Annotated in this window: 13 protein-coding genes; 10 read left to right on the top strand and 3 right to left on the bottom strand. The window is 62.8% G+C overall.

The features are described 5' to 3' along the window. Nucleotides 1–58 precede the first annotated feature (58 nt). The 3 genes from VFZ66_04710 (at nucleotide 59) to VFZ66_04700 (ending at nucleotide 3,845) form a co-directional block, all read left to right on the top strand. Nucleotides 59–1,624, top strand: coding sequence for a M23 family metallopeptidase (locus VFZ66_04710; GenBank protein HEX6288467.1), 1,566 nt, complete (start codon nucleotides 59–61; stop codon nucleotides 1,622–1,624). A 286-nt stretch (nucleotides 1,625–1,910) separates the two neighbouring features. Beyond that, on the top strand, nucleotides 1,911–3,521 hold the full coding sequence (locus VFZ66_04705) for a serine hydrolase (protein ID HEX6288466.1): 1,611 nt from the start codon (nucleotides 1,911–1,913) through the stop codon (nucleotides 3,519–3,521). Between the two features lie 135 nt (nucleotides 3,522–3,656). Then, nucleotides 3,657–3,845, top strand: a complete 189-nt coding sequence (locus tag VFZ66_04700) for a hypothetical protein (GenBank protein ID HEX6288465.1) — start codon at nucleotides 3,657–3,659, stop codon at nucleotides 3,843–3,845. A 104-nt stretch (nucleotides 3,846–3,949) separates the two neighbouring features. On the opposite strand, the gene hutH is transcribed toward VFZ66_04700, so the two are convergent. Then, the gene (hutH, locus tag VFZ66_04695) at nucleotides 3,950–5,578 is read right to left on the bottom strand and encodes a histidine ammonia-lyase (protein HEX6288464.1); all 1,629 of its coding nucleotides are present in this window, start codon (nucleotides 5,576–5,578) and stop codon (nucleotides 3,950–3,952) included. Nucleotides 5,579–5,716: 138 nt separating this feature from the next. On the opposite strand from hutH, the gene uvrA reads away from it, so the two are divergent. From uvrA to VFZ66_04660, 7 genes are all read left to right on the top strand, one after another. Beyond that, the gene (gene uvrA / locus VFZ66_04690; protein HEX6288463.1) at nucleotides 5,717–8,596 is read left to right on the top strand and encodes an excinuclease ABC subunit UvrA; all 2,880 of its coding nucleotides are present in this window, start codon (nucleotides 5,717–5,719) and stop codon (nucleotides 8,594–8,596) included. A 180-nt stretch (nucleotides 8,597–8,776) separates the two neighbouring features. Continuing rightward, nucleotides 8,777–9,430 carry a 4-vinyl reductase gene (locus VFZ66_04685; protein ID HEX6288462.1) on the top strand — a complete coding sequence of 218 codons (654 nt, stop codon included), beginning with the start codon at nucleotides 8,777–8,779 and terminating at the stop codon, nucleotides 9,428–9,430. Nucleotides 9,431–9,623: 193 nt separating this feature from the next. Beyond that, entirely contained in the window at nucleotides 9,624–10,898 is a 1,275-nt protein-coding gene (locus VFZ66_04680) for a multidrug transporter (protein ID HEX6288461.1), read from the top strand. A gap of 36 nt (nucleotides 10,899–10,934) precedes the next feature. Beyond that, on the top strand, nucleotides 10,935–11,870 hold the full coding sequence (locus tag VFZ66_04675) for a response regulator (protein ID HEX6288460.1): 936 nt from the start codon (nucleotides 10,935–10,937) through the stop codon (nucleotides 11,868–11,870). 3 nt (nucleotides 11,871–11,873) lie between these two features. After that, complete coding sequence (locus VFZ66_04670) at nucleotides 11,874–18,230, top strand: GAF domain-containing protein (protein ID HEX6288459.1); 6,357 nt, start codon at nucleotides 11,874–11,876, stop codon at nucleotides 18,228–18,230. After that, on the top strand, nucleotides 18,220–18,591 hold the full coding sequence (locus VFZ66_04665) for a response regulator (GenBank protein ID HEX6288458.1): 372 nt from the start codon (nucleotides 18,220–18,222) through the stop codon (nucleotides 18,589–18,591). Before VFZ66_04670 ends, VFZ66_04665 begins: the two co-directional genes overlap by 11 nt. Nucleotides 18,592–18,663: 72 nt before the next feature. After that, nucleotides 18,664–19,500 (top strand): alpha/beta hydrolase, encoded by an 837-nt coding sequence (locus tag VFZ66_04660; GenBank protein ID HEX6288457.1) that lies wholly within the window; start codon nucleotides 18,664–18,666, stop codon nucleotides 19,498–19,500. A 149-nt stretch (nucleotides 19,501–19,649) separates the two neighbouring features. Here the strand turns inward: VFZ66_04660 and VFZ66_04655 are convergent, their stop codons facing one another. Both VFZ66_04655 and VFZ66_04650 read right to left on the bottom strand, forming a co-directional pair. Further along, the gene (locus VFZ66_04655) at nucleotides 19,650–20,612 is read right to left on the bottom strand and encodes an ABC transporter permease (GenBank protein ID HEX6288456.1); all 963 of its coding nucleotides are present in this window, start codon (nucleotides 20,610–20,612) and stop codon (nucleotides 19,650–19,652) included. A gap of 62 nt (nucleotides 20,613–20,674) precedes the next feature. Continuing rightward, nucleotides 20,675–21,637 (bottom strand): ABC transporter permease, encoded by a 963-nt coding sequence (locus tag VFZ66_04650; protein ID HEX6288455.1) that lies wholly within the window; start codon nucleotides 21,635–21,637, stop codon nucleotides 20,675–20,677. Nucleotides 21,638–21,660: the final 23 nt, after the last annotated feature.

The raw sequence follows: 21,660 nt of genomic DNA, 5'->3' as shown, positions 1-21,660 counted from the left end.
ATGGTACACACGGATCGTTGCAATTATTCCTTTTTCCACGTCGAAGGGAAGTCCTAGCATGACAACATTGCACGCACTTCGTCGAACGTACGCCCTTACCTTCTCTGAGCTATCGCTCGTTACCGGAGTCGGGACGCGCCGACTCGCCGCCTTCGAGTATCAGGGACGCCCGCTTTCGCCCGATGAGCGGCACCGTGTCGCGTCGTTCTTTGGCCTCGCCGACACAACGCTGGAGGGTGGTCTGGTAGCACGCCAGATCGTGGAGCCGACGCTCTCGTCCGGGCGGGCGCGAACGCTGGTAGCGGTAGCCGCCGCGCTGACGATCACCTGGGGCTTGCAGAGCGCTCATGCCGACGAGCTTGATCCGGTGAGCGCGCCACTATCTGCCTCGCTGAGCGCCGCATCGGCCTATGTCGCCGAGGTCCAGTCGAGCGCTGTGCCAAATCCTCTGTCAGAATCGCTGGGCGTCGCCGCAGAGATGCTGCGGGCGACGGACACGCCTCAGGCAGAGAGCGTCCCAGCAGCACCGGAGCAGCCATCGCCGCCACCCGCCGAGGCGATCGTGCCGCCCGCAGCGCCGCCGACAGCCACCCCAACCGCGACAGCGCTGCCGTCCGAGCCGCAGCAGCCACCGCCTGCAAGCGCCGAAGATGTCGCGGGCGAGATCAATGTGCCTGGCTTGCCGGGCCTGCCAGCGGATCTCGTCTGGCCGACCGCGTTCCCTAAGCCTGCCGAGCCTACCGCAGCGCCGCCCGCGCCCACGCCAGCGCCGTCGGTAACAGTTTCGTGGGGCAAGGATGCCTACGAAAACAACTATGACTTCGATCATGCCCCGACGATTGCGGTCAACGAACCGGTAGCGGGCCTGAACTTCGTCTGCCCCGACGATAGCGGCTGCACCGACAACGATTTCTTTCAGGTGCAGCTTACTGGCGGCACCTGCTATCGTGTCGCGACGGATCATCTTTCGCCGGGCATCGATACGAACGTGATCGTGTATGGCCCTGAGCGCAACCGCAGGCCACCGCTGGGCGGAAACGATAACGCAGCGCCGGGCGAGCTGCGCAGCCAGATCGATCTCTGCGTGCCTGGTCGTGGTCCAAAGACCGGATTTATCCTCGTGGGCAACCACGGCAACCAGCGCCCTGCCGAGCCGGTCGCCGAGCGCACCTACACGCTCCAGGTCACGCGCCTGGAGTCGTCGGCAAAGGCCGGGGAGCCGCATCGCTGCCCGCTGGAGCCTGAGCGCGGCTCGGTGATCGTGGTCCAGGGCTGGGGCGTCGGCACACATGCCCCGGCGGCGCAGTGGGGCGGTGTCGATCTGATCGTGCAGGGCGGCCCGACGGCGGGCACGCCAATCGTCGCCAGCCATTCGGGACGGGTGCAGGTTGTCTTGAACTCGTGGCCGGCTGGCAACTACGTGGCAATCAGCAGCGATGCGGGCTGGCGCACCGCCTACGCCCACCTGAGCAGCGTCCTGGTCGGCAACGGCGATTACGTCGAGGCGGGCACGATCATCGGCACGGTTGGTCAGACCGGCTGGGCCACAGGGCCGCATCTGCACTACGAAACCTGGCGGCAGGGCGTTAACGTCGATCCCGCGCCCTACCTCTTCTGCCGCTAACATCCACCGCTCTACATCACACGTCACCATGCGCGCTCATCGCCTGATGGGCGCGTATGCTTTCGGCTACCTCGAAGATACGGCGGCGGGCGCAGGCGTCTGGCCGAAGAATGGTACACTGCCAGATGCGTCTCGAAGCAGGAAACTTGAAACTTGAAACTTGAAACTTCGCACACTGCAATCATCCTGTCAGCTTCTCGCGATCGAAGAGGACACGGAGCTATGGTATCCTGGCGGACAGCGCGGCGCAGCGTCGTTGCAGACTAGCTTAAAGAAGGAGTGTCCTGTGCGTCCGTTTCACCCCCTCAGCGCGTGTCTTCTTGGATTGGCCCTGATCGTTCCCGCAGCCAGCACCGCCACACCGCTGCATGGAGTCGCGCCATCACCCGATATTGCCATGCGCTGGGCTGCCGACGACGCTCCGATCGCCAATGGCGACGTGAGCCAAACGTGGACCTGGGGGCCGCAAATCTTTCGGAGTGGAGCAGAATCGTACGCCGAAGCGCCGTCGCAGACCCGCAACGTCTGGTATCTCGACAAGGCGCGTATGGAAGTGACCCGGCCAGACGCGGACCCGGATGAGACATGGTTTGTGACATCAGGGCTGCTTGCGCGCGAGCTGATCAGCGGCCAGATGCAGGTGGGCGATGCGGCGTACGAAGCCCGCGAGCCAGCCGCCGTGCCCGTCGCGGGCGACCTCGACGTGCCTGCGGAGCAGACGATCACCTATATCGATCTCAGGCCGCTGGCCTCGTTGAACAACGACCAGCGCGCGCCGTCGCGGGTCGACTACGATGCGATCGTGACGGAGGTTGTCGGCAAGGGCGGCGTGGTGCGCCAGGACGAGCGCCTGCTCGGCTACGATGTTCATCTGCGCGCCTACGATGATGTGCTTGGGCATAATATCCCCGATGTCTTCACCACCGCGCTGCCCTCGGACCAACTGCTGTACATCGCGGGCCGACCGCTCACCGAGCCATACTGGGCCACGGTCATGGTCAACCGGGTGCCGCAGGATGTGCTGGTGCAGGCATTCGAGCGCCGCGTGCTGACCTACACGCCCGCCAACCCCGAAGGCTGGCGCGTCGAGTGGGGCAACGTCGGGCGACAGTACGCGCAGTGGCGCTACGGCACCGCCGAGGATGGCGCGACCTTCGATCCCAGCAGCGCGCTCGACGCCAACCCGACGATTCGCAAGCTGGAAGAGCTATCGCCAGCGGCGGCGCAGATCGCGCTGGAGCGCAGCGGCCTGGTTGGAGCCGCCGTGCTGGATCTGAAAAGCGGCGATCTGTACAGCATCGGCGGGACGCGCGCGTTTCCAATGTACAGCACGGCCAAAGTGCCGATCATGGTCGGCGTGCTCAACAAAGCCATCCGCGAAAAACGCGGAGTCGCGGGCTGGGAGGATCGCCTGCTGCGCTCGATGATCCAGCAGAGCAGCAACGACGCGGCGACCAATCTGTTCATCCACGTTGGCGGCGCAGGGCCGCTTGAGCGCTATCTGCGCTCGATCGGGATTCAAAACACCAACATCAACCCCGACGGCTGGGGTGCCAGCACCACGACCGCGCAGGACATGGCCCGGCTGATGACCAAGCTCGCCAACTGCACGATCTTGAACGCGAAGCTGTGCCATTACGCGCTGGAATTGATGCGCGGCGTGACGCCGGGGCAGCGCTGGGGCGTGAGCGCGGGCGTGCCCGATGGGCTGTCGGTGGCGGTCAAAAACGGCTGGTATCCCGAAGACGAAGGCTGGGCGATCAACTCGGTCGGCTATATCAAAGGCCAGCGCAAGCGCTACGCCATCGCCGTGTATACCCGGCCCAATCCATCCATGCGCTACGGCATTGACACGATCGAGGCGATCTCGGCCAAGATCTACCCGGCGCTGCCATAAAATCACGCGGGTGATCCAGAAGTAGGTGCAATCGGCCTTTCAGATTCGACCGTCCGACCCTGGCAAGATTGCCCGCGCTCGTGTAGGATTGCAGCAACAGCCGATCGAGCACAAGCAGCACACGGAGTGGAGCGTATGGTCGTCAAAGTTCGCCTAGGCGAAGTGATCCCGCAGCAGATGCAGGCCGCGCATCGCGAGCATATTATCGCGTTTCTGGAGCAGGAGGGCATTGCCGCCAACACAGCCGACCTCGGCGCGACCGAGATGACCGAGCGGCAGGTCAAAGAGCTGCTGGAAGAGCTGGCCGAAGACCTGGAGCGCTAGGCGGAACAGGGAACAAGGAAACAAGGGAACAAGCGAACAAAGAAGTTAAGCCGTTGTTCCTGTGTTCTCTTGTTCCTCCGCCTGTTCTTTCTTCTTTGTTCTTCTTATTCCCCTGCCAGCGCCGTCTCGACGACGTTACATAGCGCGCCGCTCGCCACCAGCCGCCGCACCGCCTCGATATAAGGATACAGCACCGCGTCGGCCTCCAGAAAGGGCACGTGCTGCCGGATCAGCGCGTAGGCGGCGGCGGTGCCACGGCCAAGGTTGAGCATCTCGCGGGTATGCTCAGGGTAGAGCTTCCAGCGCAGATCGATCGCCTGGCACGCCGCCAGCGCCTCGCACGCCACGATCGTCTGGAGGTTGCACAGCACCGCGTGCGCCTGCCGCGCGGCGGTCGCGCCCATGCTGTTATGATCTTCCTGGCCCGCCGAAGTGGGGATCGTGTCGGCGCTGGCAGGATGCGCCAGCACTTTGTTTTCGGAGGCCAGCGCGGCTGCCGTGTACTGCACCAGCATCAGCCCTGAGTTCAGGCCGCCGTGCTCGATCAAAAACGGCGGCAGCAGCCCGCCATGCCGCGCCGGATCGAGCAGCCGCGCCAGACGCCGCTCGGAGATATTGCCCAGCTCGGTCAGACCCAGCGCCAGATAGTCCAGTGCCAGCGCCAGCGGCTCGCCGTGAAAATTGCCGCCGGAGAGCGCCTCGACCTGCCCCGCCTCATCGACGAAAATAAGTGGATTATCGGTAGCACTATTAAGCTCGATCTCGATCGCCCAGCGCGCATAGGCCACGCTATCGCGGACGGCACCATGCACCTGTGGCGTGCAGCGCAGCGAGTAGGCATCCTGCACCTTCCAGCCCGCCGGTTGCAGATGCGGCGGCAGGTTGGCGACATTCTGCTCGGCGCGCTGCTGACCGCCCTGACCGCCCCACAGCAGCGCGCTGCCGTCGAGCACCCGCCGCAGAAACGCCGCGCACTCCATCTGCCGGGGATGCGGACGCGCCGCGTGAATCCGTGGATCGAGCGCCATCGGCACGCCCGCCATCGCCTCGAACGACAGCGCGGCGGCAACATCGGCGGTGCGGCACACGACCTCGGAGTCGTGAATCACCAGCGCGCCCAGGCCCGCCATCAGCGCGGTCCCATTCGTGAGCGCCAGCCCCTCCTTCGCCTGCAAGGTCAGCGGCTCCCACCCGACCGCCGCGAGTGCCTCCGCGCCCGGCATCTGCGTGCCCTTGAGCTGCGCCTCGCCCATGCCGATCAGCACCAGCGCGATATGCGCCAGCGGCGCGAGATCGCCCGACGAGCCGAGCGAGCCCTGAGCGGGCACGAGCGGGATCAGATCATGGTGCAGCAGATCCAGCAGGCGCTCGACGACCAGCGGACGAATGCCGGAGACGCCTTTCGCCAGCGTATTGGCGCGCACCAGAATCATCGCGCGAACGACATCCGGGTCCAGCAGCGGCCCGGTGCCCACCGCGTGGCTCATCACGATGTTGCGCTGAAGCTGCTCGACCTCGTCGCTGGGTATCACCCGATCTTGAAACTTGCCGAAGCCCGTCGTAATACCGTAGATCACCGCGCCCTCCGCGACAAAGCGATCCACCGCCGCGCGCGAGCGCTCCATGCGCCCGCAAGCCGCCTCGGTGATCCCGACGCGCGCGGTCGTATCGCGGGCAGCCTGAACCACAGCCTCAATCGTCAAATGCTCGCCGTCGAGCAATATCGTTTGCATATCAAGCTCCTTGGAACAGCGTCGATCGTAGCAGGTCTGCTATAATGCGTGCTCGCGCGCTGCATCGCGCCGAGCATGCCGTGAGTGATTATAAGCTGAAATCGAGATGGTCGAGCCAACAACGTGGAGCGCGCGCCGATGAATGATGCGATCATTATACGCGGCGCGCGCGAGCATAACCTCAAAAATATCGATCTTGAGATCCCGCGCAACCGGCTGGTGGTGATCACCGGCCTGTCGGGCTCCGGCAAATCGACGCTCGCCTTCGACACGATCTTTGCCGAGGGCCAGCGCCGCTACGTCGAGTCGCTGTCGGCGTACGCGCGCCAATTCCTGGGCCAGCTCAACAAGCCCGATGTCGATCATATCGAGGGGCTGTCTCCGGCGATTGCGATCGACCAAAAATCGACCACGCGCAACCCGCGCTCGACCGTCGGCACCGTCACCGAGATCTACGACTATCTGCGGCTGCTCTTCGCGCGCGTGGGCACGCCCCACTGCCCGATCTGCGGTCGGACGATCCAGCGCCAGACGCCGCAGCAGATCACCGACACGATCCTGGCGCTGCCCGACGGCGCGCGGCTGCTGCTGCTCGCGCCGCTGGTCGAGGATAAAAAAGGCGAGCATCAAAAAGTGATCGACGATGCGCGCAAGGCTGGCTTTGTGCGCGCGCGCGTGGACGGCACGGTCTACGATCTGGATGAGGATCTCAACCTCGAAAAGCACAGGCAGCACACGATCGAGGTCGTCGTCGACCGGCTGATTATGCGCCAGCCGGAGCCGCCCGTGCCGCTGCCGGACCATCCCGACCGGCTGCGCGTGGCCGATTCGGTCGAGACGGCGCTCAAGCAGGGCGGCGGCGTGCTGATCGTCCAGATCGTCGACGGCCCGGAGCTGCGCTTCTCCGAGCACTACGCCTGCCCTGAGCATGGCGCGCTGCCCTACGGCCCGTTCGAGCCGCGCGATTTCTCCTTCAACAACCCGCGCGCGGCCTGTCCCACCTGCGGCGGCCTGGGAACGGTGCTGGAGATCGATCCCGATCTGGTGATCCGCGACCGCAGCCAATCGCTGGCCCAGGGAGCGATAGCCCCCTGGTGGCGCACCGGACGCAACGCGCGGCGCTACTTCGAGGAGCTGCTGGGATCGCTGGCGCAGCACTACGGCTTCAGCATGGACACGCCCGTCGGCGATCTGCCGCCCGACATCGTTTCGCTGATCCTGTACGGCTCCGGCAGTACCACGCTGCCGCTGCGCTACCATGTGCGCGGTCGGGTGCATACCGTCGAGACGCCCTTCGAGGGCGTCGTGCCCTACCTTCAGCGTCGCCTGAGCGAGGCTACCGACGAGGCTACCAGCGAGCAGTTTACGCAGTATATGAGTCCGCGCGTCTGCGGCACCTGCAACGGCGATCGCCTGCGACCTGAGCCGCTGGCCGTCACGATCCGCGACGCCAACATCGCCCAGGTTGGCGCGCTGCCAATCGCCGACGCGCTGGGCTGGTTTGCGGATCTCGCGCCGCGCAGCGCCCAGATGAACACTGCGCTCACGCCGCGCCAGCAGACCATCGCCGAGCCGATCGTGCGCGAGGTGCGCGCCCGTCTACAATTTTTGCTCGATGTTGGCCTGGAGTATCTCACGCTCGATCGGGCTGCCGCGACGCTATCCGGCGGCGAGGCGCAGCGTATCCGGCTGGCAACCCAGATCGGATCGGGGCTGTCGGGCGTGCTCTACGTGCTGGACGAGCCAAGCATCGGCCTGCATCCGCGCGATCACGGTCGTCTGCTGCGCACGATTGTCGGGCTGCGCGACCTGGGCAACTCGGTGCTCGTAGTGGAGCACGACCCCGACACGATGCGCACCGCCGATTATCTGATCGACATCGGGCCGGGCGCGGGCGAGCACGGCGGCGAGATCATCGCCACGGGCACGCCGCAGCAGATCATGGAGCAGCCCCAGTCGCTCACGGGCGCGTTCCTCAGCGGGCGGCGGTCGATTCCGATCCCAGGCCAGCGCCGACCCGGCAACGGCCATATGCTGGTGGTCGAAGGAGCGCGCGAGCACAACCTGAAAAACATCAGCGTGGCCTTTCCGCTGGGCACGCTGATCTGCGTCACGGGCGTCTCCGGCTCCGGCAAGTCCACGCTGGTCGAGGATATTCTCTCGCGCAGCCTGCACCAGTACTTTTACAACAGCCGCGCGCAGCCGGGCAGCCACGAGCGCATCCTGGGCCTGGAGCATCTCGACAAGGTGATCGGCATCGACCAATCGCCGATCGGACGCTCGCCGCGCTCCAATCCGGCGACCTACACCAAAGTCTTCGATCCGATCCGCCAGCTCTTTGCCCAGACGCCTGAGGCGCGGGCGCGCGGCTACAGCGCCGGACGCTTCTCGTTCAACGTCAAAGGCGGGCGCTGCGAGGCGTGCCGGGGCGAGGGTCTGGTCCAGATTGAAATGCAATTCCTGCCCGATCTCTTCGTCACCTGCGAGGTCTGCGACGGCACGCGCTACAACCGCGAGACGCTCGACATTCGCTATCGCGGCCAGACCATCGCCGACGTGCTGAGCATGACCGTCGAGGAGGCCGCGCGATTCTTCGAGCGTATTCCGGCGATCCACGGCAGGCTGCAAACGCTGCTCGACGTTGGGCTGAGCTACCTGCGGCTGGGACAGCCCGCCAACACGCTGTCGGGCGGCGAGGCGCAGCGGATCAAGCTGGCGGGCGAGCTGGCGAAGCGCTCGACGGGACGCACCATGTACATCCTTGACGAGCCGACCACCGGGCTGCACTTCGCCGACGTGGAGCAGTTGCTTCGAGTGCTCCAGCGGCTGGTCGACGCCGGAAATACCGTGCTGATCATCGAGCATAACCTCGACGTGATCAAAAGCGCCGACTGGATCGTCGACATTGGCCCTGAGGGCGGCGCGGCAGGCGGGGAGGTCATCGTCGCGGGAACGCCCGAAACCGTCAGCGGGCATCAGGAATCATACACCGGGCAGTACTTGCGGGCGGTGCTCTAGGCCGCTGTGGGGATCGTTCGACAAACATGCCTTCTCAGCTTATCCCATAAGTACTACGGATGCATCCTACTGCTGCACTGCGCCCGTTGTTGACGTAGCTTTATACCGCTGTGTAGAATGAATTACTAACTTGCACCATACCTGCCTGCGGTTAATCCCACGCACCGAAGGAGCTTTTTTATGGCATCGGCGAATCCGAGTGTGCAGGAAACAGAACTCGAGCCACGTTTTTACCCGAATAAAATTGCGCGCCTGGCCCTGCTGAGTCTTGAAGATGTTATGGGGCGAAACGGCGTGAACGCGCTGCTGAATCTGGCAGGCACCAAACATCTCGTCAACAGCTACCCCGCCAACGATTACAAGCGCGAGTTTCCCTTCCGTGACCTCGCGGCGATCATGGAGGCGATGGAAACCATGTACGGCGTGCGTGGCGCGCGCGGGATGGAGCTTCGAGCGGGGCGTTATGCCTTTAATCTCGGTCTGAAAGAGTTCGGCCCGCTGCTTGGCGTCGGCGATCTGGCGCTTAAGCTGATGCCGATGACCATCAAAATGAAGATCACGCTGAACCTGACGGCGCAGACCTTTGCCCGCTTCTCCGATCAGCCCACGCGCGTCGAAGAGCGCAAAGGCCAGTTCATGTATATCATCGAAAAATGCCCGGTCTGCTGGGGCCGAAGCACCGACCGGCCATGCTGCTACATCGCGCAGGGCATCCTCGAAGAGGCGCTGAACTGGGTCACGGGTGGCCGTAACTTCAAGGTCCAGCAGATCGAGTGCCGTGCTATGGGCAGCAACGAGTGCGTCTGGGCGATCGATAAAGAGCCGATCGACTAGCTATGAGCTACGCGATCGGCAGCGCGCAGAGTACTATACGCTCGTAGTACCTTTGGCTTAAAGGGCGTTCATCTCGTCGTAATCTTGAGGCGTTGTCGAAGCTCGTGCAATCTACCTACACTAGAAACATCCGTCAGCCTGTCGTAGGGCGTCAAGACTGATTCCAATACTCTGGCGGATGGAGTACATGCCTATGAAGCGCGTCGTTGTGCGTACATCTACCCCAATCGCGCCCTTTAGCGAACCGGCGCGAGAGCTGCGCATCCTCAATAAGCCGCTGTGGCTCTTACAGCGCGACTTGCTGGCTCGCTATTGCCAAAGCACGATCGAGATCGAGGTCGGCGAGCCGCTGCCCGACAGCAACGAGGAGCTGCTGGTCCATAGTGACAACCAGTTCTTCAACGAGCTGCTGATCGATAGCTTCATCGCCGAGGCGCGCAAGAGCGGCAGGGCTTGCCAGCTTGCGTTTGCCCTGGACGACAAAGCGATTACCACGCATGCGCTTGCCCTGCAAGAGTCGATCCGGCAGGAGGGCGATGCTTATATCGCCGATCTGTTCTACTACCCGCACGGGCCACACGAGACGCCAAAGCCGCTGGTGATCGCCACCGAGCCGCGCGAGATGGGCTACTACCATATCCCCTCGTACATGGCTCCCAACCACGGCGATCTGACCTTCCAGATCCCGCTGCGGGCCTTTCTGGTGATCGAGCACTGGGTGCATGTGTTCCTGGCGAACTCGCCGTTCGGCGTCTTTGCCTGGGCGCGCAAGACCGAGCAGGAGGTCGAGCAGAGCTGGCGGGCCAAGCTCAAAGTCAGCGCCCGCGCGCTCTGGGAGCGCAAACACTTTCTACAATGCTCGGCGCTGGTCAAAGTCGGCAAGAACTGCTCGATCGACCCGACGGCGATCATCCAGGGGCCGACGATCATCGGCAACAACGTGCATATCGGCGCGGGCGCGGTCGTCGTGTCCAGCCTGATCGGCAACAATGCCACGGTGATGCAGGGCTCGCAGGTGATGCTGAGCGTCGTGTCGGATCGCTGCTACCTGCCGTTCAACGCCGGGCTGTTCATGACCACGCTCATGGATAACTCGATGGTCGCGCAGCTTAGCTGCCTGCAAATGTGCGTGGTCGGGCGCAATACGTTTATCGGTGCCGGGAATATTTTTACCGACTTCGACCTGATGGGCAAGCCGATCAAAACGATGTGGAAAGGCCAGCTCCACGAGATCGGCCTCCCGGTGATCGGCTCGGCGGTCGGGCATAACGTCAAGATCGGATCGGGCTTTGTGATCTACCCGGCCCGCATGATCGAGTCCGACACCGTGCTGGCCTACGCCGACGACCACGCGGTGATCCCGAAGAATGTTCCGAGCGGCATTTACACGCGACCGCCGGTTTTCTACCCCGACCGTGATCCGCGTGTGCAAATGCACGACTCACTGGATGGATCGTTTCAGTCCTAAACAGTGTCACAGTCCCTACGTGTAGGAGAGACTACGGTGTCTAAGGATACGCTGCTCATCGTCGAAGACGCACCCGACATTCAAACATTGCTCAAAATCTACTTCTCATCGCAAGGCTACGAGGTCTTTGCCGCGGGACGGGGCAGCGACGCGCTGGAGCTGGTTCGCAAACAGTTGCCGAATCTGGTGCTGCTCGACGTGAACCTGCCCGACATGCTCGGCTATGACATCGGCAAGGCGATCCGCGCGAACGCGCGCACCCGGCATATCCCGATTATCTTCCTGACGGCGCGCACCGAAAAGCAAGACATCATGGTCGGTCTGGGCGAGGTCGAGGCCGAGGCCTATATCGCCAAGCCCTTCGACATCGAGCTGCTGCATCTTGAGGTGCGCAACACGCTCAAGCGGGCGCGGCAGAAGAACCAGACGCATCCAGTGACGAACCTGCCGACCGCCGATGCGGTCAACGATCAGCTTCGCGGCCTGCTGACGCGCAAGGGCTGGACGCTCTCGCTGATGCGCATCGAGCACTTCGACTCGTTTACCCAGGGCTACGGCACCGTCAGCGGCGAGGAGGTGCTCAAGTTTATGGCGCTGCTGCTGAACGATGTCGTGGGCGAGATGGGACAGGCGGAAGATTTTACCGGCCAGATGGTGACAGGGCCGGAGTTTGTGCTGATCTCCGATCCCGACAGCAGCCGCGCGGTAGCCCGGCGGCTGGCCGAGCGCTTCGACGCCGAGATCAGCCTGCACTACAACTACCGCGACCGCAAGAACGGCGCGATGAAGCTGGCCGACGGCGACGGCAACGAACAGACCGTGCCGTTTATGTCGCTGGCAATCGGGCTGCTCGACGACACCAGGGGGCCGTTCTACGACATCCGCGAACTAACCGAATCTGCTGAAGCTGTGCGCCAGAATGCACGTTCCACGGTAACTGCGACTGGCAAGAGCGCGGCGGTCGTCGCCTAACATATGCGTACCAAGACTTCGTCAGCCCAGGCTTGTTTCACTGCCATCGCGGCGCTTGCCCGCTGGCTGCCTGATGCCCCCCGTGAACCCGTACCGCTCGTCTCGGCCCTGGCGGAGCTGCTGGCGATCGAGCTGCCCATGCTCGATCTCAGCATCGCGCTCCAGCAGCACGACGGGTGGTTGTTGCACGGCACCGCCTCGCCAGAGGCGCACGCCTGGCTGGCAAGCCTTGCTACGTCGTCGCCCGCGCCAGGCGCAGGCCGTAGAGCGCGCCGCGCCAACGGCCAGCAGCCACACCACAGCGTCCTGATCGAGCCGCTGCCCGATCTGCGCATGGCGATTGCGGTCTGGAGCGCGAGCCTCCCCGCAGCGGCCTTCGATGCGCTGGTGGCGCAGATCGGGCTGGCGCTGACGACACAGGCGCAGCAGCCGTCGCACACGCCAGAAACCCCGGTGCTCCACGAACGTCCCGCGGAGCTTGCCGCGCTGCAACACATCGCGCACGAGCTTAACGCCACGCTCGACCTGAATCGCGTGCTCGAAGCGGTGCTGCGCGAGGCGGTCACGGTGACGAACGCCACCCACGGCAGCATCGCCCTGCGGCAGACGGATGATCAGTTCCACTATGTCGTCACCAGTGGCTTTAGCGCGGATGAGGCGGAGTACCTGGCGAGCGCGACGACCGGTAGCGATGATCCGTCCTCCAGCGAGGCGCTCCGCCTCGGACAGGCGGTGATTGTTCCAGTCGCCAGCCCGAACGCCGCGCCGAACGGCCATGCGGCCTTTGCCTCGACGCTGGATGTGCCGATCCGCTATGGTGATCGCGTGGTTGGCTTGATCATCCTGCGCTCGACGATCCCCGGCACGTTTAGCAGCGCTCAGCTACCCTTCATGCAGCTCATCGCCGATCAGACCGCCGTGGCGATCGGCAACGCGCAGCACGTCGCCGAGCAGCAGCGCCAGCGTGAGCTGCTCCAGCAGCGCGCGAATGTTCTGAGCGAGGTGCTGGAGGTCGGCAACCTGCTGCGCGCCGATCGTCCGCTCACCGATATTCTGACCGACATCGCCTACGGCATCATCAACGCGGTCGGCTTCCGCTCGGTGATCATCAATATGCGCAGCGATGCCGATCCGAGCTACTTCGAGCGCGTTGCGTTCGCCGGGATTCTGCCGGACGAAGCCGAGCGGCTGCGCCTAAGGCCGATCCCCGAAGCGGTCATCGACGGGCTCTGCGACGAGCGCTGGCAGATCAGCCGATCCTACTTCATCGCCGACCAGGACGTTGCCGACACGTTCGGCGATGCGCTGGAGCAGTTTACCACCAAGCCGATCGTCGATCCGCGCACCATCAACGAGTGGCAGCGTGATGATATGTTCATCACGCCGCTGCGCAGCCCAACCGGCACGATGATCGGCTTTATTTCGGTCGACGATCCGTTCGATCGCCGCCGTCCGACCCGTCGCCGGGCCGAGGCGCTGGAGATCTTCGCCAACCAGGCGATGATCGCGATCGAAAACGCGCGGCTGTACAACAACTCGCAGCGTCGTCTGGCCGAGCAGGACGCGCTCAATCGTATCCATCAGGTGATCAGCGCCTCGCTCGATATTCACCAGATCTTGCGCGAGGTCTATACCGAGCTGCGAGCCGTGCTGAAGATGGACTCGTACTATAGTGTGGTGTATCACACCGATAGCACAACCTCTGCGCTGGAGATCAGCGTGGACGAGGGCGAGTGGGAAGAGCGCAACATCAAGATGGACCAGCAGGCGGGGCTGCATGCGTATATGATGCGCCAGCAGCAATCGCTGCTGTTCGGCAATCTCTACCCCGATGCCGAGTGGCTGCCCGATGAATACCGCCCGACGCCGTTCGGCAACACCGCGCGCGCATCCGCTTCGTGGATGGGCACGCCCCTGGTCGCATCCGACCAAGAGGTGATCGGCGCGCTCTCCGTGCATTCGTACGTGCCCAATCAGTTCGGCCCCGACGAGCTTCAGTTTTTGCAGGCCGTCGCGCATCAGGTGGCGATCAGCCTTCAGAACGCCCGCCTGTTTGCGGAGCGCGAGCGTCGGTTGCACGAGGTCAACGTGCTCAACCAACTGGCGCAAGCGCTGGCAGCGCCGATCAGCCTCGACGAGCTGGCCGAAGTGCTCTTTTCTCAGATTCAGGAAGCGTTCAATATCAACACGATCTTCCTGGCCGTCTACAATCGCGAGAGCGATCTGATCGAGTTTCCGCTCTATGTGGAGCGCGGTGGCCGCAGCAAGCTTGAGCCGCGCCGGGGCGAGAACGGCATCACCGAGTACATCCTGCGCACGCGCGAGCCGCTTCTGCTCAACGACGACATCACCGCGCAACTGGCGATGCGCGGTATTAACGTGATCGGCGAGATGTCGCGGAGCTTCGTGGCCGTGCCGATGCTGATCGGCGAGGAGACGGTCGGCGTGATCTCGGTGCAAGATTTCGAGCGCAATCATGCCTTCGGCCAGTACGAGCTGAATCTGCTCCAAACGATCGCGCTCCAGGTGGCGTCGGGTATCGAAAAAGCGCGGCTGCTGCACGAGCGCGAGCACCAGATCGCGCAGATGCAGGCGCTCAACAATATTGGCACCGTGACAAGCTCGACGCTCGACCTCGATGAGATCTTCATGGGCATGTACATCGAGCTCAGCCGCTACCGCCACACCGATGCCCTGATGCTGCTGGTCACAGACCCGGAGGCGTACACCGTCAACCGGATCATCGCGGTCGATCGCGGCCAACTGCTGCTGCTCGACTCGCCCCAGCCGATCCAGCCTGAGAGCTACACCGATGTGATCATGCGCAGCGGCAAGCCAATCTTGCTGCGCAACGCGCCGGAGGAGCAGACGCTCTACGGCATCAAGCCCAATCTGGTCGGATCTCAAGATCAGGTCATCTCCTGGGTCGGCGTGCCGCTGCTCAACACGTCGGGACAGCCCTTCGGCGTGCTCTCGATGCAGGGCTATACCGTCGGCGCATACGATCTGCGCGACATCGATTTCCTGACGAACGTTGCCAACCAGATCGCCCTCAACATCCAGAATGCATCGCTCTTCAAGCAGACCCGCGAGCAGCTTAAGCTGCTGGCCGCCGAGACTGAGCGCCTGGAGCAGATCAACCGCGTCTCTAGCTGGGCCAGCGGAATGCTCGATGTCAACGAGCTGCTTCAGCGCACCGTCAACGAGATGGCGCACGTCACCAATGCCGATCAGGCCCGGCTGCTGCTGTTCGATCGGCCACGCGGTATTGGCATCTGCCAGGCTGAGCTCTATGATACCGGCGCGGTCGGACGGCTGACCGTGCCGCTGATCAATAATCCGGCAGTTGCCTGGATCGACGAGCGACATACCTCGATGCTGGTGCATAATGCCGTGGAAGACCCGCGCTTCGCGCCGATCCACGAGGTCTTACGCTCCGAGAATATCCGCGATATTCTGGTGGTGCCGCTGATCGTCAAGGACGAGGTGATCGGCTCGGTCGGGCTGGATGCGCAAGCCCGTGAGCATTCGTTCAGCGACCGCGATATTGCGACGTGCGAGACGATCGCCAATCAGGTCGCCACCGCGATCGAAAATGCGCGGCTGTGGAAAGCTACGCAGCAGAGCGTGCACGAGCTGACGCTGCTGTACGATCTGAGCGTCAGCCTGACGACGATGCTCGATCTTGACGAAATTCTGGCGACGCTGGCAAACGCCGCGCTGGAGATCGAGCGCGCCGATCTGAGCGCGGTGGTGCTCTTCGACAAACAAGGCGCGATCAGCGGGTTTGCCGGTCTGACGCAGGCGGGCGGCGACCTGGAGCAGCGGCCCTTCGAGCACAACAGCATCCTGCAACAGGTGATGCAGAATCCCAGGCCGCTGGTCGTCAACGATTGCTGGGAAGAGTCCGGCACGCGCTGCCTGGATGTCGATGATGGGCTGCGCAGCTATATCGTCGTGCCCGTGATGATCAAGAGCCAGCCGGTCGGTACGCTGGTCATCGCCGCGCGCCAGGCACGGACGTGGTCCGATCGCGAACAGTCGCTGCTGACGATTCTCACGGGCCAGGCTGCCTCGGCGATCGAGAACGCGCATCTCTTCAAATCGGAGCAGGAGAAGCGCCAGCTTGCCGATACGCTGCGCGAGGTGGCGCTGTCGCTCTCCTCGACGCTCGACCTCAAGGAGGTGCTGGAGATCATCCTGGGCCAACTTCTGCGCGTCGTCCACTACGACAGCACCTCGGTGCAACTGCTGATCGAGGAGGGCGCGCAGCTTGAGATGCTCTCGCAGCGCAGCACCGACGATTCGCTTGATATTATCAGCCCCGATCAGCGATTCTCGGCTCACCGTCAAGAATTCCCGAACTACCTGGTGGTCGAGACGCAGCAGCCCTATATTGTCAACGACACGCATATCGAGTATCCGGCCTTCACGCGGCTGCCGCACACGCAGCATATCCGGTCGTGGATGGGCATTCCGCTGCTCTACGGCAGCCAACTGCTTGGCATGATCACGCTGGATAGCCGCCAGCCGAATTTCTACACCCGCGCGATGGCCGATGTGGCGATGATGTTCGCGACGCAGGCCGCGCAGGCCATCGCCCACGCGCGGCTCTTCGAGCAGATCCGCCGCTTCAACGTCGAGCTCGAGCAGATGGTCGCGGAGCGTACGGCGGCGCTGACGGAGGAGAAAGAGCGCCTCGAAGCGGTCCACACGATCACCACGACGCTGACGGCCTCGCTGGACATCGACGAGATCGTGCTCAAAACGCTGGAGCTGGCCGCGAATGCGGTCGGCGTCCGCCGTGGCTCGGTGCTGATCCGCGACTCGATGAATGATCTGCTGCTGTACCGCGCGGTGCTGACCGAGAAAGAGGGGCTGATCTCGACCGCCGAGCCGTTCAACCTGCCGCCCGGCAATCTGGTGCAGTGGACGCTCGAACACCAGCAGGGCGTGTGCATCGCCGATGTGCGCCACGACTCGCGCTGGGTCGACATCGGCGACCACACCTCCGAAATTCGCTCGTTCCTGGCGGTGCCGCTGCTGGCCGCCGATGTTCCGCTGGGCGTGCTGATGCTCAACAGCAATCAGCCGGGCTACTTCGGCGAGGAGCATTTCCGCCTGCTCTCGACGATCGCCAGCGAGGTGGCGATTGCCGTGCATAACGCCGAGCTCTACAACTTCATCAACGAGCAGGCGACGCGGCTGGCCGAGCTGCTTCAGATCCAGCGCGAAGAGACTGGCAAGAATCGCGCGATTCTCGAATCGATCGCCGAGGGCGTGCTGGTGCTGGATGAGCAGAACACGGTGGTGCTCTACAATCGCGCCGCGACCGAAGTGCTGCAAATCCCCGATGAGATTATTATCGGGCACAGCCTTGACCGCATCGCGAAGTACGGCGGCGATAGCGAAAAGCGCCAGCGCGCGCTGCTGCTCTACGATGCGCTGGCGGAGGGCGTGAGCGGCGCGCAGCGCATCCACGGCCCGCTGCATACGCAGATCGAGATGCGCGGCCAGACGATCGATGCGACCTTCACGCCTGTCACGACGCCCGACGGCCAGCGTATCGGCGTGGCTGCGGTGCTGCGCGACATCACCCGCGAGATCGAGGCCGACAAAGCGAAGCGCGAGTTTATCTCAACCGTCTCGCACGAGCTGCGCACGCCGCTGACCTCGGTCAAAGGCTATGTCGATCTGCTGATGCTCGGCACGGCTGGTCAGATCAACGACTTGCAGAAGAACTTTTTGCAGGTCGTCAAGTCCAACGCCGACCGGCTCAACGCGCTGGTCGAAGACCTGCTGGAAATCTCGCGGCTCGAAAACGGCAAGGTGACGCTCAACATCAAGATGGTCAAGATCGCCGACCTGATCAACGACATCACCGCATCGCTGCGCACCGAGACGGAGCGGAAGGGCATGCAGGTGACGATCGAGATCCAGCCGACGTTGCCCGCGATTGAGGCGGATAACAAGCGCATCAGCCAGGTCTTGACCAACCTGATCTCGAACGCGCACAAATACACCCGCGAGGGCGGCCAGATCACCGTGCGCGCCTTCCAGATCGGCGATGTGATCCAGGTCGATGTCGCAGATACGGGCGTGGGTATTCCATCCGAAGAGCTACCCAAGATGTTCTCGCGCTTCTTCCGGGCGAACAACTCCCTCAAAGATGAAGTTGGCGGCACGGGGCTCGGTTTATCGATCGCAAAGTCGTTTGTTGAATTGCATGGCGGCGATATGTGGGTCACAAGTCAGATCGATGTCGGCAGTACCTTTAGCTTTTCCCTGCCGATCGAGCATCGCCGCCCGCCACGAGACGAGGATACTACGCCAATGAGCGAGGTCGTGCATGCCAGCTAAAATTTTGGTGGCGGATGACGAGCCGGATGTGCTGTTCATGACTGCGTTTACGCTCCGCCAGCTCGGCGGCTTCGATGTGATCGAGGCGCGCAACGGCCAGGAAGCGTTGGAGCTTTCCGAGCAGCACCAGCCCGATCTGCTGGTCCTCGACGTACAGATGCCGCGCATGACCGGCTACGAGGTCTGCCGACACGTCCGCCGACACGCGCGGCTCGCCACAACGCCGGTGATTCTGCTGTCGGCCAAAGGCCAGCAGTACGAGGTGCAGGAAGGCCACGACGCCGGAGCGAATCTGTACATTCTTAAGCCCTACGCGCCGCAGCATCTGGTCGAGGAAGTTAACCGGCTGGTGCTGGCGTAGACCGCCGCAGCGCATTATTCCGGGCCGCGTCGAAGTCGCGGCTTTTTCATCGTTGAAAGTTATCAACCACGCATGAGCGCGATCGTTATTCAGCAGCAAGTAGCGCACTACGAAGTGATCGGACGCGGACAGCCGATCTTGTTTCTCCACAGTTGGCTCGGCTCGTGGCGCACCTGGATGCCAACGATGGAAATGGTTGGGGATCGCTACCGGGCTATCGCGCTCGATTTCTGGGGCTTTGGCGACTCAGCCGCCCGCCGCGAGCCGACCAGGATCGACGATTATGTCGAGCAGGTGATCGGCTTTCTGGACGCGCTCGGCATGCTGCCGCCGCATCTGGTGGGGCATGGCCTGGGCGGGATCGTCGCGATCCGAGCCGCGAGCGCCTATCCTGAGCGCTTTGGCAAAGTCATGGTCGCCGGAACGCCGATTATGGGCGCGGTGCTGCAACAAACGCTCAAGCCCAGCGGCCTGGGACGGCTGCTCAACCGCACCGTCAACACCACCGATCTGTGGGTCAAGATCGTGCGGCAAGCATCAAACGGCGACGACGCTTTCGCCGAGATCGTCGAGGACATCGAGGCCACCAGCCCGGCCACGCTCCAGACGATCATCGACGAGATCACGACGATCGATCTGCGACCGAACATCGAGCGGATGGCCCAGCCGCTGCTCGCGATCTACGGCGGACGGGACCGCATTCTGACCGCCGAGCACGCGCAGCAGATCGCCGACGGCCAGGAGACGTTCCGCCAAGTGCTGACGCTTGAGAAAAGCGGCCATTTTCCGTTTCTGGATCAGTCGGCCCAGTTCAATCGAGCGCTCTTGGAGTTTCTCGGCGGGAGCGATAAAGTGATCGAGCTGAAGGAAATGTGGAAGCGTCGCGTGAGCCAGCGCGAGTTCTTCTAGCAGATGATTGCAACCATCATTTTGATTTCATAGCACCGAATTGAATATCTTAAATGGTGTAGGGGCGTATTGCAGTACGCCCCTACAGTTCGTTATCATATCCCATTGTTCCGATTTTCTTTCACCGACATCAGGAAACATGTTTTTGTTTACAGCCGCGAGCGCGGATCGAGCGCGTCGCGCAGGCCGTCGCCCATGTAGTTGATGCTGAGCACGGTCAAAAAGATCAGCAGGCCCGGCCACAGCACCATGTGCGGCGCGATCTCCAGGTAATTTTGCCCGTCGAAGAGCAGGCGGCCCCAGGTGGGCGTGTCGGGCGGAAAGCCCAGGCCCAGGAACGACAGCACCGACTCGGTGATGATCGCCGCGCCCACGCCCAGCGTCGCCGACACGATGATCGGACCCATCGCGTTGGGCAGAATATGCCGGAACATGATCGCGATCCGCGAGACGCCGATGCAGTTGGCGGCCTCGACGAACTCTTTTTGCTTGAGCGATAGAAACGAGGCGCGCACGATCCGCGCGGTCGGCATCCAGTTCAGCAGCCCGATCACCGTGACGATCAGCACAAAAATGCCCACCTCAGGCCCGAAGTTCTTGCGCAGCGGATCGCGGAACAGAAATATCGTCAGCAGCAGGAGCGGAAGCTGCGGCAGCGCCAGAAACATATCGGTGAAGCGCATCAAAAGCTGATCGACGATCCCGCCGAGGAAGCCCGCACTCGCGCCCACGAGCGTACCGACCAGGATCGAGATCAGCATCGCCGTCAGGCCGACCGCAATCGAGACGCGACCGCCGAAGATCGCGCGCGACAGCAGATCGCGGCCTAAGTCGTCGGTGCCCATCGGATGCACCAGCGTGGAGCCGGTCATCATCGCCTGCACATCCATCGCGTCGCGATCGACACGGTACACCAGCGGCCCCAGGAGCGTCGCCAGTACAAAAAAGATCAGCATCGCCGCGCCGACCATCGCCAGCTTGTGCCGCCGAAAGCGCCGCCACGCATCACCCCACAGTGTGCGCGGCGGGCCGAGCGTGCTTGCCCCAAGCGACCACGTCGCCTGAGCATTCGGTACCGCGCCTGGCTCAATGACCGGATTTGCTTTAGCCATAGGACATTACTCCAAGACACCAAGGTATTGTCGATGAAACGACCGCTGATGGACCTGCCGCGCTAGCTGTAGCGAATACGTGGATCGAGAATACCGTAGAGCACATCGGCCACCAGATTAAAAAAGACCACCAGCACCGCAAAAATAAAGGTGAGCGCCATCACCACCGGTGTATCCGAATTTTGGATCGAGCGTACCAGCAGCTCGCCCAGGCCATTGACCCGGAAGATCTGCTCCGTGACGATCGCGCCCGCAAAGATCGTCGGAATACCAAGCGCGATCAACGTGACGACCGGAATTAAGCTATTGGCGAGCACATGGCGGATGATCACCTTTTGCTCGCTCAGGCCCTTGGCGCGCGCCGTGCGGGTGTAGTCCAGGGGCAGATTGTCGAGCATCGACGCCCGCATAAAGCGCGTGATCGTCGCCGCCTCGAAGAGCGCCAGCACCGTGACCGGCATTGCCATTTGCCTGATCTGTCTCGAAAACGATGCGAGATCCGTCACCCGCAAATTCGTGTCGTACACCAGCGGAAACCAGTTCAATTTTACACTAAAAGTCAGAATAAGTAACAGGCCGGTAAAAAAGGTTGGAACCGAAAAGCCCATGAACGCCAGAGTCGTCGTGATCTGGTCGAAGATTGAATACTGTTTGACCGCCGAGAGAATGCCTACCGGGATTGCAATCAGCACCGCGACGACGTAGGCCACGCCCACGACCCAGAGCGTCTGGGGAATACGCTGCCAGATCAGATTGGTGACAGGTACGCGGCTGGCGAACGAATAGCCGAAGTTGCCTTCTGTCACCACCGATGTCATCCACTTGACGTAGCGGATCGGCCACGGCTGGTTCAGGCCGAACGATTCACGAATCCGGGCACGAACTTCGGCAGGCACGTTGGGATTGGCGGCAAACTGTGCCAGCGGATCGCCGGGAGCGAGCGCGAGAATAGCAAAAATCACAAAGCTGATTACCAGCAGCGTGGGAATGGCAATCAGTAAGCGTCGCGCAACATACGAGCCCATACAGCACCTTTCGTGGAGCCTGG

This window comes from Herpetosiphonaceae bacterium (assembly GCA_036374795.1).
GTDB lineage: Bacteria > Chloroflexota > Chloroflexia > Chloroflexales > Kallotenuaceae > LB3-1.
Note: the sequence above shows the minus strand (reverse complement) of the source record. Positions and strands in the feature narration are given on the sequence as shown.

Coding starts and splice junctions, on each gene's coding strand:
- VFZ66_04710 (HEX6288467.1), top strand. CDS start 59: ATGACAACATTGCACGCACTTCGTCGAACGTACGCCCTTACCTTCTCT.
- VFZ66_04700 (HEX6288465.1), top strand. CDS start 3,657: ATGGTCGTCAAAGTTCGCCTAGGCGAAGTGATCCCGCAGCAGATGCAG.
- hutH (HEX6288464.1), bottom strand. CDS start 5,578: ATGCAAACGATATTGCTCGACGGCGAGCATTTGACGATTGAGGCTGTG.
- uvrA (HEX6288463.1), top strand. CDS start 5,717: ATGAATGATGCGATCATTATACGCGGCGCGCGCGAGCATAACCTCAAA.
- VFZ66_04685 (HEX6288462.1), top strand. CDS start 8,777: ATGGCATCGGCGAATCCGAGTGTGCAGGAAACAGAACTCGAGCCACGT.
- VFZ66_04680 (HEX6288461.1), top strand. CDS start 9,624: ATGAAGCGCGTCGTTGTGCGTACATCTACCCCAATCGCGCCCTTTAGC.
- VFZ66_04670 (HEX6288459.1), top strand. CDS start 11,874: ATGCGTACCAAGACTTCGTCAGCCCAGGCTTGTTTCACTGCCATCGCG.
- VFZ66_04665 (HEX6288458.1), top strand. CDS start 18,220: ATGCCAGCTAAAATTTTGGTGGCGGATGACGAGCCGGATGTGCTGTTC.
- VFZ66_04660 (HEX6288457.1), top strand. CDS start 18,664: ATGAGCGCGATCGTTATTCAGCAGCAAGTAGCGCACTACGAAGTGATC.
- VFZ66_04655 (HEX6288456.1), bottom strand. CDS start 20,612: ATGGCTAAAGCAAATCCGGTCATTGAGCCAGGCGCGGTACCGAATGCT.
- VFZ66_04650 (HEX6288455.1), bottom strand. CDS start 21,637: ATGGGCTCGTATGTTGCGCGACGCTTACTGATTGCCATTCCCACGCTG.